Origin of the sequence: Antarcticirhabdus aurantiaca (assembly GCF_009765365.1) — a bacterium.
Classification (GTDB): Bacteria; Pseudomonadota; Alphaproteobacteria; order Rhizobiales; family Rhizobiaceae; genus Antarcticirhabdus; species Antarcticirhabdus aurantiaca.
Map to the genome: position 1 here is coordinate 98,402 of NZ_VTOM01000007.1, position 13,424 is coordinate 111,825.

Here is a 13,424-nt window from a genome sequence, read left to right on the forward strand (position 1 = left end):
TTCGGCGGTTCCATCGAGCAGACATGGCATGACGCTTCAATTTCGCATCGATGCGCCAGCATCTTCCGCGCCGTCCGGCGCCGCCCCCTCGTCTTGTGTCCCGGCTGATGCAGATTCCAAACGCCGGGCAGCCGGTTCTTCAAGGGACGGTTCCACGATGGCGGTAACGGATCGCGACAAGCCCCTGGTCGATCGAAGCGCTTCCGCCGTGGGCGTGCGGCGCCTTTTGCTCCTGGGCGGCCTCCTGATGGTGCTGGCCGGCAGCGTGTCGGTCTTCGGCCATGCCTTCGGAGCCCTCGCGGTGTTCGCGATCTTCGCGGTGCTGGCCTGCGTCGGCATCGCGGCGATCTTTCTGTGGTCTCTCGGCTTCGTGCAGTTCGCCGAGCGGGCCGCCGACGGCTCCATCGCGCGCGAGTTCCTCGACACCGCCAGCACCGGCCTCATCATCGTCGACCGCAAGGGCCGCGTGATCTACGCCAACCAGGCCTATGGCGATCTGACCGGCTCGGCCTCGCCGGCCGACGTCCGCTCGCTGGAGCGCATCCTGTCTCGCGAGCCGGACGCGAGCGAGCCGATCTACCGTCTCGCCAACCTCGCCCGCGGCAACGGCACGGGGTCCGAGGAATTCCGCCTGTCGCGGGGCCTCGCCGCCAACGACAAGGGTGCGCGCTACTACCGCGTCTGGGTGCGGCCGCTCGGCGCGGCCTCGCAGGGCATGCAGGCCTGGCAGATCGCGGACGTCACCGCCGACCGCGAGCAGCAGGAGCTGTCCTTCCAGGAACTTCAGCACGCCATCGACTATCTCGACCACGCACCGGCCGGCTTCATCGCCACCGACGAGCGGCTGACGCTCGCCTACGTCAACGCGACGCTGGCCGACTGGCTCGGCATCGAGCTCGGCGACTTCCGCGCCGGCAAGCAGTCGATCCTTGATCTCGTGTCGGACGAGTCGCGTCCGCTGCTCGACGCCGGCTTCGATCCCGCGACGCAGCCGCCGGTCGTCGACGTCGACCTTCTGCGCGCCGACGGACAGGTCGTGCCGGTCCGGCTCATCCGCAGCGCCGCGACCGGCCTGTCGGCGGCGCCCGGTGCCTGGCGCGCCATCGTGATCCGCCGCGGCGCCGAGGGGCAGGGCGCCGAATCGGGTGACGCGGCGGAGACCGCGCTCGCGCGCTTTCACCGCTTCTTCAACGCCTCGCCCATGGCCATCGCCGCGCTCGACGCGAACGGCCGCACGCTGCGCTCCAACGCCGCGTTCTCGCGCCTCTTCGGCAAGGACTGCGCCGGCGGGCTCGCGCCGGTCGTGGACAGCGTCTCCTCCGAGATGAAGGAGGCCTTGACCGCAGCGCTGAAGGACGCCGTCCGCGGCAAGGGCGACATTCCCACCATCACCGTCGACATTCCGGGCGAGCCGGCCCGCACGGTGCGCCTCTACCTGTCGAGCCTGCCCGAGCGCAGCGGCGCCGACGCCGAGGCCGCCTATCTCTACGGCATCGACATCACCGAGCAGCGGGCGCTGGAGGAGCAGTTCGCCAAGAGCCAGAAGATGCAGGCGGTCGGCAACCTCGCCGGGGGCATCGCGCACGACTTCAACAACGTGCTGACCATCATCACCGCTTCGGTCGACTTCCTGCTGCTCAACCACCGCCAGGGCGACCCGTCCTACGGCGACCTGATCCTGATCAAGCAGAGTGCCAACCGCGCCGCCTCTCTGGTGCGCCAGCTCCTGGCTTATTCGCGCCGCCAGACCATGCGGCCGAAGATGCTGAACCTCACCGACGTCATCGCCGACATGCATCTTCTCCTGAAGCGCGTCTCGGGCGACTTCGTGAAGCTGGAGCGCCGACACGCCCGCGACCTTTGGCCGGTCATGGCGGACATCGGCCAGTTCGAGCAGGTGGTCACCAACCTCGTCGGCAACGCCCGCGACGCCATGCCCGAGGGCGGCACGATCACCATCTCGACGCGCAACGTCGAGGCGAAGGAGGTCCGCGGCTTCGGCTATCCCGAGCTGTCCGACGACGACTACGTGCTGGTCGAAGTGGCCGACACCGGAACCGGCATGGCGCCGGAGGTGGCCGAGCGGATCTTCGAGCCCTTCTTCACGACGAAGGAGATCGGCAAGGGCACGGGGCTCGGCCTCTCGATGGTGGACGGCATCGTCAAGCAGTCCGGCGGCTTCATCTTCGTCGATTCCAAGCTCGGCGACGGCACGGTGTTCCGCATCTTCCTGCCGCGGCACGTGCCCGCCGCGCTGCCTGCCGCGTCTCAGCAGGCCGGCGGAGGGATCGCGAAGGGCGAGGGGCAGGCCGCGACGACCATGTCCGCTGGCGCTGCGGGCGTCGCGGCGGCCAAGCTCGACCTGTCGGGCACCGAGACGATCCTCCTCGTCGAGGACGAGGATCACGTCCGGGCCGGCAACGTGCGCGCCTTGAAGATGCGCGGCTACGACGTCCACGAGGCGGCTTCGGGCACTGAGGCGCTGGAGATCATGCGCTCGCTCGGCGGCAAGGTCGACCTCGTCGTGTCCGACGTGATGATGCCGGAGATGGACGGGCCGACGCTGCTCAAGGAGATGCGCCGCGAGCATCCGCAGCTGAAGTTCATCTTCGTGTCCGGCTATGCCGAGGACGCCTTCTCCCGAAATCTCGCGGAGGACGAGACCTTCGACTTCCTCGCCAAGCCCTTCACCCTGCGCGAGCTCGCGGTGGCGGTGAAGGGGGCGCTGACGAGCTGAGAGCGGACGCGGCTCAGGCCGCGCCGCGCTCCCTCGCGAGCGCCACGGCGATCTTCGCCGCGAGCTCGGCATTGTTGAGCACGAGGGCGATGTTGGTTTCCAGCGAGCGCCCTTCGCTCAGGTCGAACATCTTGGACAGAAGGAAGGGCGTCACCGCCTTTCCCTTGATGCCGCGCGCCTCAGCTTCGGCGAGTGCAGCGTCGATCCAGGTCTTCACGACGGCCGCGTCGATCGCCGCCGCTTCCGGAACCGGATTGGCGACGAGGACGCCGCCCGCAAGCCCGAGCCGCCGGCGCGTGCCGGCAAAGCCGGCGATCTCCGCCGCGCTGTCGAAGCGGAGCGGCGCCGCGAGCCCAGACGTCCGCGACCAGAAGGCCGGAAGCTCGTCGGTGCCGTAGCCGATCACGGGAACGCCCTTCGTTTCAAGGACTTCCAGCGTTTTCTCAAGATCGAGGATCGCCTTCGCGCCGGCGCAAACGACGATCGTATCGGTCTTCGAGAGCTCTTCGAGGTCGGCCGAGATGTCGAAGCTTTCCGAGGCGCCGCGATGGACGCCGCCGATGCCGCCCGTGGCGAAGACGTCGACGCCGGCGAGGCGCGCGCCGATCATCGTCGCGGCAACGGTGGTCGCGCCCGTGCGGCCGGCATGGACGGCATAGGCGAGGTCGGCTCGGCTGAGCTTCAAGGCGTCGCTCGTCTGCGCCAGCGTCTCGAGCGTCGCGTCGTCGAGGCCGGCATGGATGCGGCCGTCGATGACGGCGATCGTCGCGGGCACGGCGCCGTTGTCGCGGATGACGCCTTCCACCCGGCGGGCCATCTCCAGGTTGCGCGGCCAGGGCATGCCGTGGGTGATGATCGTCGATTCCAGCGCGACAACGGGCCGCTTGGCCGCCAGCGCGTCGGCCACCTCGGCGGAGAGGGTGATCAGGTCGTTCATGGCGTGGTCCTTTCGCCGATGGGCTCCAGCGGCGGCATCTCGGCCGCCAGTGTCTCGATCATGTCCGGGAAGGCGTCCGGCTCGGGCAGGGCGCCGTCGCGGATGCGGATGGTCGCCGCTGCCATGCCGAAGCGCACCGCCTCGGTGAAGTCCAGCCCTGCGGCGAAGAGCCCGAAGGCCGTCGCGGCGAGCGTGTCGCCGGCGCCCGTCACGTCGCGCGGTTGAACGGCGAGCGGCGTCTGGAGGAACAGCCCGTTCGCCGACAGGATCAAGGCGGGCCCGGCGCCGTCCGTGACCACCGCGCGCCGGATCCCGGCCTCGTCGAGGAGCTCGACGAGGAGGTCGAAGCGCGTCGACGGCGTCGCGTGGGCGAGGCTCGCCGCTTCCGCGCGCGACAGGAAGAGCGCGTCGATCCGCGGCAGGACCGGGCGCAGGCGCACCACCTTGGCCGGCGACACCCCGATCGCCCCAACGGGCCGTCCCGGCGCGAACATGTCGGCGAGACGCGCCAGGGTCACCTCCGGCAGGTTGGTGTCGATGAGCGCCGCGTCGCAGTTCCCGATCGCCGGCCGCAGGTGCGAGCGCGACAGGAGGCGAGGCTGCAGCCGATCATAGATCGCCATGTCCGCGACGCCCGCCACGAGGTCGCCGCGGTCGTCGAGGATCGCCGTGTAGCTCGCGGTCGGCCGGTCGAGCCAGGCGACGGACAGATCCTGCACCCCGGCCGACTCGACCGCCGCCTCGACCTGCGCCGCGTCCGCGTCTCCGCCGCGCGCCGACCACAGCGTCGCCGCTCCACTGAGCGCGCGCCACGCGGTCGCGGCGTTCAGCGATGCCCCGCCGGCCGTTTGGAACAGGGAGCCCGGATTCGATGCGCCGGCGCGATAGGGCGCTCCGGCCCGGGCGCGCCGGTCGATATGCGCGCCACCGGCGAACAGGATCCTGCCGCGCCCGGCCTCCGCAATCTTAAGCATGTTTTAACCTTTTGCGGGATCGCGGAGAGCGGCCGAATCGCGCCTGCGAGCGTGAACAAACAGTGGGCGCGGCCTTGCAGAACGGGAACAAAAAGAGTACATCATTTCGCACGGCACAGTTTGCACCTTCCCGCTCCGCATGGAATAAGGCGACGCTCATGGCTTTGGCAGCAGTTCGTCACGTCGAGGAAACGTCAGTGGACAAGAACAAGGCGCTCGACGCGGCGCTTTCGCAGATCGAGCGGGCCTTCGGCAAGGGCTCGATCATGCGCCTGGGTCAGGCGGAGAAGCTCGACATCGAGACGGTGTCGACCGGCTCGCTCGGGCTCGACATCGCTCTCGGCGTCGGCGGCCTGCCCAAGGGCCGCATCGTCGAGATCTACGGCCCGGAAAGCTCGGGCAAGACGACGCTGGCGCTTCACACCGTCGCCGAGGCGCAGAAGTCCGGCGGCGTCTGCGCCTTCGTGGACGCCGAGCACGCGCTCGATCCGGTCTATGCCCGCAAGCTCGGCGTCAATCTCGACGAGCTCCTGATCTCGCAGCCGGACACCGGCGAGCAGGCGCTGGAGATCGTCGACACGCTGGTGCGCTCGGGCGCCATCGACGTTCTCGTGATCGACTCGGTCGCCGCGCTCACGCCGCGTGCCGAAATCGAGGGAGAGATGGGCGAGTCGCTGCCGGGCCTCCAGGCCCGCCTGATGAGCCAGGCTCTGCGCAAGCTCACCGCTTCGATCTCGAAGTCGAAGTGCATGGTGATCTTCATCAACCAGATCCGCATGAAGATCGGCGTCATGTACGGCTCGCCCGAAACGACGACGGGCGGCAACGCGCTGAAGTTCTACGCCTCCGTCCGCCTCGACATCCGCCGGACCGGCGCGATCAAGGATCGCGAGGAGGTCACGGGCAACCAGACGCGCGTGAAGGTGGTGAAGAACAAGCTCGCACCGCCCTTCAAGCAGGTCGAGTTCGACATCATGTACGGCGAGGGCGTGTCCAAGACCGGCGAGCTGATCGACCTTGGCGTCAAGGCCGGCATCGTCGAGAAGTCGGGCGCCTGGTTCTCCTACAACTCGCAGCGCCTCGGGCAGGGCCGCGAGAACGCCAAGCAGTTCATGCGCTCGAACCCGGCCATCGCGCAGGAGATCGAATCGGCGATCCGCGCCAATGCCGGCCTCATCGCCGAGGCGCTTCTCGACGAGGGGCCGTCCGCCGACGACGAGTGAGACCCAGCCGGCCGCCGTTTCGCGGCCGACGATCCGAAGCGAGGGCCGGCGCGGGAAACAAGTCCGCGCCGGCCCTTGCATTTTGCGCCGTGGACAGCCCTGGCGCCCGACGCTAAAACCGCGACGCCCGCGCGGCCTCGGCCGCGGCGCACGGGCGCGTGTTTCGTACGGTTCGAGGTTTTCCCATGAGCGGCGTCAACGACATCCGGTCGACGTTTCTTCGCTTCTTCGAGAAGAACGAGCATCAGGTCGTCGCGTCCTCGCCGCTCGTGCCGCGCAACGACCCGACGCTGATGTTCACGAACGCCGGCATGGTCCAGTTCAAGAACGTCTTCACCGGTCTCGAGTCGCGCCCCTACAGCCGCGCGACCACCGCGCAGAAGGTCGTGCGCGCCGGCGGCAAGCACAACGACCTCGATAATGTCGGCTACACCGCTCGGCACCTCACCTTCTTCGAGATGCTCGGCAACTTCTCCTTCGGCGACTATTTTAAGGAGCGGGCAATCGAGCTCGCCTGGAACCTCGTCACCAAGGACTTCGACCTGCCGAAGGACAAGCTGCTCGTCACCGTTTATTCGGAGGACGAGGAAGCGGCGACGCTGTGGAAGAAGATCGCCGGCTTCCCGGATCACAAGATCATCCGCATCCCGACTTCGGACAACTTCTGGCAGATGGGCGACACCGGCCCCTGCGGCCCGTGCTCGGAGATCTTCATCGACCAGGGCGAGCACGTCTGGGGTGGCCCTCCGGGAAGCCCGGAGGAGGACGGCGACCGGTTCCTCGAATTCTGGAACCTCGTCTTCATGCAGTTCGACCAGACGGCGCCGGGCGAGCGCACGCCGCTGCCGCGCCCCTCGATCGACACGGGCATGGGCCTGGAGCGCATGGCCTGCATCCTGCAAGGGGTGCAGAGCGTCTTCGACACCGACCTCTTCCGCCACCTGATCCAGGCGACGGCCGAAGCGATCGGCCGCGGTCCGGACGGCGAGAACGACGCGTCCTTCCGCGTCATCGCCGATCACCTGCGCTCCACCGCCTTCCTGATCGCCGACGGCGTCCTGCCGTCGAACGAGGGCCGCGGCTACGTGCTTCGCCGCATCATGCGCCGCGCCATGCGCCATGCCCGCCTTCTCGGCGCCAAGGAGCCGGTGCTCTACCGCGTCCTTCCGGCGCTCGTGTCCGAGATGGGGCTGGCCTATCCGGAGCTCGGACGCGCGCAGGCGCTGATCGCCGAAACGCTGAAGCTCGAGGAGAAGCGCTTCCTCGTCACGCTCGACCGCGGCCTGAACCTCCTCAACGAGGCGACCGAAGGCTTCGGCCAGGGCGCGAGCCTGCCGGGCGAGACCGCCTTCAAGCTCTATGACACCTATGGCTTCCCGCTCGATCTGACGCAGGACGCGCTGCGCGCGCGCGGCATCGAGGTGGACCTTCCCGGCTTCAACGCCGCCATGGAGCGGCAGAAGGCCGAGGCGCGCGCGAGCTGGGCGGGCTCCGGCGAGGCGGCGTCCGACGCGATCTGGTTCGGGATCCGCGAGCGCGTCGGCGCGACCGAGTTCCTCGGCTACGATACCGAGCGGGCGGAGGGCGCGGTCGTCGCGCTCGTGCGCGACGGGCAGGAGGTGCAGGACGCCCCGGCCGGCAGCGAGGTCTCGATCGTTCTCAACCAGACGCCGTTCTACGCCGAGTCCGGCGGCCAGGTCGGCGATGCCGGCGTGCTGCGCGGCAACGGCATCCGGGTCGAGGTATCGGACACGCAGAAGTACGCGGACGGCCTCTTCGTCCATCGCGGCCGCGTCGTGGAAGGCACGCTGACCATCGGCGCCGCGCTCGACCTCGAAGTGGACCACGGGCGCCGCGCCAAGATCCGCGCCAACCATTCGGCGACGCACCTCCTTCACGAGGCGCTGCGCGAAACGCTGGGCAGTCACGTCGCGCAGAAGGGCTCGCTCGTCGCGCCCGAGCGCCTGCGCTTCGACATCTCGCATCCCAAGCCCATCGAACCGGCCGAGCTGGCCGAGGTCGAGCGCATCGCCAACGCGATCATCCTCCAGAACGCGCCGGTCTCGACCCGGCTGATGGCGGTGGACGACGCGATCGCGGAAGGCGCCATGGCGCTGTTCGGCGAGAAGTACGGCGACGAGGTGCGCGTCGTCTCGATGGGTGTCGCGACCGACGGCGAGAAGGTCGGCAAGACCTACTCGCTGGAACTCTGCGGCGGCACGCACGTGCGGGCGACGGGCGACATCGGCCTCGTTCACGTCGTGTCGGAAAGCGCGACGGGAGCCGGCGTGCGGCGCATCGAGGCGCTGACCGGGGCGTCCGCGCGCGCCTATCTCCTGGAGCAGGACGCGCGCGTCCGCCGCATGGCGTCGGCGCTGCGCGTCGCGCCCTCGGAAGCCGCCGATCGTCTCGACGCGATCATCGAGGAGCGGCGCCGGCTGGAGCGCGAGCTCGCCGAGGCCAAGAAGCGCCTCGCCATGGCCGGACCGGCGACGGGCTCGGGCGAAGGGGCTGCAAGCCGCGTCGTCGGCGGCGTCGGCTTCGTCGGCCGCGTTCTCGAAGGGGTGCCGGCGCGCGACCTGAAGGGCCTCGTCGACGAAGCCAAGGCGGGCCTCGGCTCCGGCGTCGTCGTCTTCGTCGGCGTGGAGGAGGGCAAGGCGAGCGTCGTGGTCGGCGTCACGCCGGACCTCACGGGGCGCCTCGACGCCGTCGCTCTGGTGCGCGAGGCGAGCGCCGCGATCGGCGGCAAGGGCGGCGGTGGCCGGCCGGACATGGCCCAGGCCGGCGGTCCGGACGCGAGCCGCGCCGGGGCGGCGATCGAAGCGGTCGAGGCCGCTCTCGTCCAGGCGGAGCAGGCCGCGGCCTGATCGGCCGGCAAATCGACGACAAAGGAAAAGCCGGCGGATCGCTCCGCCGGCTTCGTCATGTTCAGGCGTCGCGCGCGTCGGTCAGCGGGTGGGCAGGGCCTGCACCTGCTCCGGCGTCAGGTTGATCACGAGCCGACCGGCAGCGTTCGAGACGTTCTCCACCGGCACGAGCACGTCGTCGCGGTCGGGATAGGTGCTGCCGTTGTCGTCATCGAAGTCGATCTCGATGTGCGTGGCAGCATCCGCGGTCGTGCCGTAGACCTCGCCGACTTCGCCGATCTCCGTTCCGTCAGCCGAGTACACGTTCATGTCGTCGATCTGGTCGACGGTCATGCCGAGCGAGGGCACGGTCACGGTGTCGGCGATCTCGACCAGGGCGGGTGCGGCAGCGGGCGCCTGGGCAAAGGCTGCGCCGGACAGAAGCGTCGCGGAGGCGAAGACCAGGGCGGCGGTGCGATTCAGCATGATCGGAAGATGCTCCGTTGGTTATCGATGCATCCCCAACGCGAGCCCGTCGGGATGGTTCGGAGCCGCGACCAAGATTCCCGGATGAGGCCGATCACGAAAACGAAAGGGGCCGGCGCGTTCCCGCGCCGACCCCTTCCCGATTTCGCGCTGAACCGTCGTTCGCGGCGTCAGCCCATGGCCTTCTGGAGGTTCTCGTCGATCTTGTCGAGGAAGCCGGTGGTGGAGAGCCACGGCTGATCGGGACCGATGAGGAGGGCGAGGTCCTTGGTCATGAAGCCGCTCTCGACCGTCTGGATGCAGACCGTCTCCAGCGTGTCGGCGAAACGCTTCAGCTCCTCGTTGTTGTCGAGCTTGGCGCGGTGCGCGAGGCCGCGCGTCCAGGCGAAGATCGAGGCGATCGAGTTGGTCGAGGTCTCCTCGCCGCGCTGATGCTGGCGATAATGACGCGTCACCGTGCCGTGCGCGGCCTCGGCCTCGACGGTCTTGCCGTCCGGCGTCATCAGGACCGAGGTCATCAGGCCGAGCGAGCCGAAGCCCTGGGCCACGATGTCGGACTGCACGTCGCCGTCGTAGTTCTTGCAGGCCCAGACGTAGCCGCCCGACCACTTCAGCGAGGCCGCGACCATGTCGTCGATCAGGCGGTGCTCGTACCAGAGCTTGCGCTTGTCGAACTCGGCCTTGAACTCGTTGTCGAACACCTCCTGGAAGATGTCCTTGAAGCGCCCGTCATAGGCCTTGAGGATGGTGTTCTTGGTCGACAGATAGACCGGGTAGCTGCGCAAGAGGCCGTAGTTCAGCGAGGCGCGGGCGAACTCGCGGATCGACTCGTCGAGGTTGTACATGGCGAGCGCCACGCCGGCACCGGGCGCCTGGTAGACCTCGTGCTCGATCTGCTGGCCGTCCTCGCCGACGAACTTGATCGACAGCGTGCCCTTGCCGGGGAACTTGAAGTCGGTGGCGCGGTACTGGTCGCCGAAGGCGTGGCGGCCGACGATGATCGGCTTGGTCCAGCCGGGAACGAGGCGCGGCACGTTCTTCATGATGATCGGCTCGCGGAAGATCACGCCGCCGAGGATGTTGCGGATCGTGCCGTTGGGCGACTTCCACATCTTCTTGAGGCCGAATTCCTCGACGCGCGCCTCGTCGGGCGTGATCGTCGCGCACTTCACGCCGACGCCGACGGTCTTGATGGCATTCGCCGCGTCGATCGTCACCTGGTCGTTGGTGGCGTCGCGGTGCTCCATGCCGAGGTCGAAGTACTGGAGGTCGACGTCGAGATAGGGGTGGATCAGCTTGTCCTTGATGAGCTGCCAGATGATCCGGGTCATCTCGTCGCCGTCGAGTTCCACGACGGGGTTCTCGACCTTGATCTTCGTCATCTCGCGCCCTCTTCCAAACAGCGTCTCGTGATCGACCGTCCGGCACGCTTCGCGGCGCCGGGGCCCTGGCGCGGCTATAACACCGGCCTTTCCCGACGCAAAGCGCCGAGCGGGGGCGATGCCGATCGGGACGCGGTGCTTGGCCGGGGCGGGCGGAGCCGCTATGTCCCCGCCCGTGACTCATCCTTCTTCTCCGGTCCTGCCGTGAACCCGATCCCCGACGACGCCGCGCCCGCTCCCGCCATCGTCCTCGTCGAGCCGCAGATGGGCGAGAACATCGGCATGGTGGCGCGCGCCATGGCGAACTTCTCGCTCGCCGACCTGCGCCTTGTCGCTCCCCGCGACGGGTGGCCGAACGAGAAGGCGCGGGCGACGGCCTCGCGCGCCGACCACGTCATCGACGCGGCGCGCGTCTTCGATACGGTGGAGGCGGCGATCGCGGATCTTCGCTTCGTCTACGCGACGACGGCGCGCCCGCGCGAAGGCTACAAGCCGGTGCGCGGGCCGGACGAGGCCTGCGCGACGCTGCGGGCGCGTTCCGCCGCCGGTCAGCCGACGGGCATCCTGTTCGGGCGCGAGCGCTTCGGCCTGTCGAACGAGGAGGTCGGGCTCGCCGACGAGATCGTGACCTTTCCGGTCGATCCGACCTTCGCGTCCCTGAACATCGCCCAGGCCGTCCTCCTGATGAGCTACGAGTGGACGCGGGCCGGGCGGGACGCGGATGCGGGGCCGCGCTTCTCGGCGCCCGAAGCGCCACCGGCTCCCAAGGACGATCTTCACCGCTTCTTCACGCACCTGGAATCCACTCTCGACGAGGCGAGCTACTTCCATCCGCCCGAGAAGCGGGACGTGCTCGTGGCCAACCTCAGGACCATGCTGACCAAGGCCGGCTTCACCGAGCCGGAGGTGCGCACGCTGCGCGGCGTCCTGAAGGCGCTGGATTATCGCATGGCGAAGGAGACGCGATGAGCGAGCGGCCGGTTCTCCTGTTCGACTCCGGGATCGGCGGGCTGACGGTGCTGCGCGAGGCGCGGGTGCTGATGCCCGAGCGCCGCTTCGTCTACGTCGCGGACAATGCCGGCTTTCCCTATGGCGACTGGGAGGAGGCGGCCCTCAGGGTGCGGATCGTCGATCTCTTCGGCACGCTCATCGCGCAGCACGATCCGCTGCTCTGCATGATCCCCTGCAACACCGCCTCGACGCTCGTGCTCGGGGATCTCCGGGCGGCCTTCCCGCAGATGAACTTCGTCGGCACGGTGCCGGCGATCAAGCCGGCCGCCGAGCGCACCCGCTCGGGGCTCGTCAGCGTGCTGGCGACGCCCGGCACGGTGAAGCGGCAGTACACCCGCGATCTCATCACGCAATGGGCCTCGAAGTGCGAGGTGACGCTCGTCGGCAGCGTGCGGCTGGCGGCGCTCGCCGAGACCTACATGCGTCACGGCTTCGTCGAGGAAGAGGCCGTGCGCGCTGAAGTTCAGCCGTGCTTCGTCGAGAAGGACGGCCGGCGCACCGACATCGTGGTGCTGGCCTGCACGCACTACCCGTTCCTCGCCAACCGCATGCGCAAGATGGCGCCCTGGCCGGTCGACTGGCTCGACCCGGCCGAGGCCATCGCCCGCCGGGCCTTGGCGCTGCTGCCACCGGACGGGCATTCCTCGGAAATGGGGCTGGACCGGGCGATCTTCACCGCCGGTCCACCGGACGCGGCGACCCGCTCGCTGATCCGCGGCTTCGGCCTCGTCGCGGCCGAGCCGGCCTGAGAGCGGAGACGGAACGAGCCCCGCAGCCGGGCGTTGCGCAGGCAACAATCATTCCAACCGGCTGGGTTCCATGGACATCGTCCGCATCATCATCGCCATTCTCCTGCCGCCGCTCGGCGTCTTCCTCCAGGTCGGCCTCGGCAAGCAGTTCTGGATCAACATTCTCCTGACGCTCCTCGGCTACATCCCCGGCATCGTTCACGCCGTCTGGGTCATCGCGAGGCGCTGATCGGGCTCGGCTTTTTGCCCCGGCGTCTCGGTTGACAGCCGTGTGACACCCTTGTAGACGACACGCAGCCGGCCGGAGCTTCACGTTCCAGCCGCTTTTACGTGTCCCGTGGACTGGGCCGCTCGCCGGCCCGATGTCCTGTCAGTCCGCACAACCGGCGGGCAGAGGAGGGCGCGTTTCCCGCGCCGGCGGAATCGTCCGCTCGGCGCCTCCTCATTTTGGGAAAACGCGAATGAGCAAGCGCGAGTCAGCGAAGTACAAGATCGATCGCCGCATGGGCGAGAACATCTGGGGCCGTCCGAAGTCCCCGGTGAACCGCCGCCAGTACGGCCCGGGCCAGCACGGCCAGCGCCGCAAGGGCAAGATGAGCGACTTCGGCCTGCAGCTCCGTGCCAAGCAGAAGCTGAAGGGCTACTACGGCGACGTTTCCGAGAAGCAGTTCCGCAAGATCTACGAGGAGGCCGCGCGCCGCAAGGGCGACACCTCCGAGAACCTGATCGCCCTGCTGGAGAGCCGGCTCGACGCGGTGGTGTATCGCGCGAAGTTCGTGCCGACCATCTGGGCCGCCCGTCAGTTCGTCAACCACGGCCACGTCAACGTCAACGGCCGTCGCACAAACATCGGCTCCTACACCTGCAAGCCGGGCGACGTCATCGAAGTCCGTCAGAAGTCGAAGCAGCTGACCGTCCTCATCGAGGCCACCCAGCTCGCCGAGCGCGACGTGCCGGACTACATCGAGGCCGATCACAACAAGATGGTCGCGACCTACACACGCGCCCCCGGCCTCCACGACGTGCCGTATCCGGTGCAGATGGAGCCGAACCTCGTGGTCGAGTTCTACTCGCGCTAA

At 68.7% G+C, this 13,424-nt stretch carries 11 protein-coding genes; 7 read left to right on the forward strand and 4 right to left on the reverse strand.

From position 1 onward, the window contains the following. The first annotated feature begins 157 nt into the window (after positions 1–157). On the forward strand, positions 158–2,737 hold the full coding sequence (cckA, locus tag FZN60_RS10275; RefSeq protein WP_158873398.1) for a cell cycle histidine kinase CckA: 2,580 nt from the start codon (positions 158–160) through the stop codon (positions 2,735–2,737). 13 nt (positions 2,738–2,750) lie between these two features. On the opposite strand, the gene FZN60_RS10280 is transcribed toward cckA, so the two are convergent. Both FZN60_RS10280 and FZN60_RS10285 read right to left on the reverse strand, forming a co-directional pair. After that, positions 2,751–3,674 carry a pseudouridine-5'-phosphate glycosidase gene (locus FZN60_RS10280; RefSeq protein WP_158873399.1) on the reverse strand — a complete coding sequence of 308 codons (924 nt, stop codon included), beginning with the start codon at positions 3,672–3,674 and terminating at the stop codon, positions 2,751–2,753. After that, entirely contained in the window at positions 3,671–4,648 is a 978-nt protein-coding gene (locus FZN60_RS10285) for a PfkB family carbohydrate kinase (RefSeq protein ID WP_158873400.1), read from the reverse strand. The genes FZN60_RS10280 and FZN60_RS10285 overlap by 4 nt, the downstream gene beginning before the upstream one ends. Positions 4,649–4,806: 158 nt before the next feature. Between FZN60_RS10285 and recA the strand changes: the two genes are divergently transcribed. After that, positions 4,807–5,871, forward strand: coding sequence for a recombinase RecA (gene recA, locus FZN60_RS10290; RefSeq protein ID WP_158873401.1), 1,065 nt, complete (start codon positions 4,807–4,809; stop codon positions 5,869–5,871). Between the two features lie 185 nt (positions 5,872–6,056). After that, entirely contained in the window at positions 6,057–8,738 is a 2,682-nt protein-coding gene (gene alaS / locus FZN60_RS10295) for an alanine--tRNA ligase (protein ID WP_158873402.1), read from the forward strand. Between the two features lie 81 nt (positions 8,739–8,819). Here the strand turns inward: alaS and FZN60_RS10300 are convergent, their stop codons facing one another. Together FZN60_RS10300 and FZN60_RS10305 are read right to left on the reverse strand one after the other, a co-directional pair. Continuing rightward, on the reverse strand, positions 8,820–9,203 hold the full coding sequence (locus tag FZN60_RS10300; protein WP_158873403.1) for a PRC-barrel domain-containing protein: 384 nt from the start codon (positions 9,201–9,203) through the stop codon (positions 8,820–8,822). Positions 9,204–9,373: 170 nt separating this feature from the next. Then, on the reverse strand, positions 9,374–10,585 hold the full coding sequence (locus FZN60_RS10305; protein WP_158873404.1) for an NADP-dependent isocitrate dehydrogenase: 1,212 nt from the start codon (positions 10,583–10,585) through the stop codon (positions 9,374–9,376). A 204-nt stretch (positions 10,586–10,789) separates the two neighbouring features. Here FZN60_RS10305 and FZN60_RS10310 point away from each other — a divergent pair, with 204 nt between their 5' ends. The 4 genes from FZN60_RS10310 (at position 10,790) to rpsD (ending at position 13,424) form a co-directional block, all read left to right on the forward strand. Continuing rightward, positions 10,790–11,554: an RNA methyltransferase gene (locus FZN60_RS10310; RefSeq protein ID WP_158873405.1), complete on the forward strand. Its 765-nt coding sequence runs from the start codon at positions 10,790–10,792 to the stop codon at positions 11,552–11,554. Continuing rightward, positions 11,551–12,345, forward strand: a complete 795-nt coding sequence (murI, locus tag FZN60_RS10315) for a glutamate racemase (protein ID WP_158873406.1) — start codon at positions 11,551–11,553, stop codon at positions 12,343–12,345. The genes FZN60_RS10310 and murI overlap by 4 nt, the downstream gene beginning before the upstream one ends. A 70-nt stretch (positions 12,346–12,415) precedes the next feature. Then, the gene (locus FZN60_RS10320) at positions 12,416–12,574 is read left to right on the forward strand and encodes a YqaE/Pmp3 family membrane protein (protein ID WP_158873407.1); all 159 of its coding nucleotides are present in this window, start codon (positions 12,416–12,418) and stop codon (positions 12,572–12,574) included. A gap of 232 nt (positions 12,575–12,806) precedes the next feature. Then, positions 12,807–13,424, forward strand: a complete 618-nt coding sequence (rpsD, locus tag FZN60_RS10325) for a 30S ribosomal protein S4 (RefSeq protein WP_158873408.1) — start codon at positions 12,807–12,809, stop codon at positions 13,422–13,424.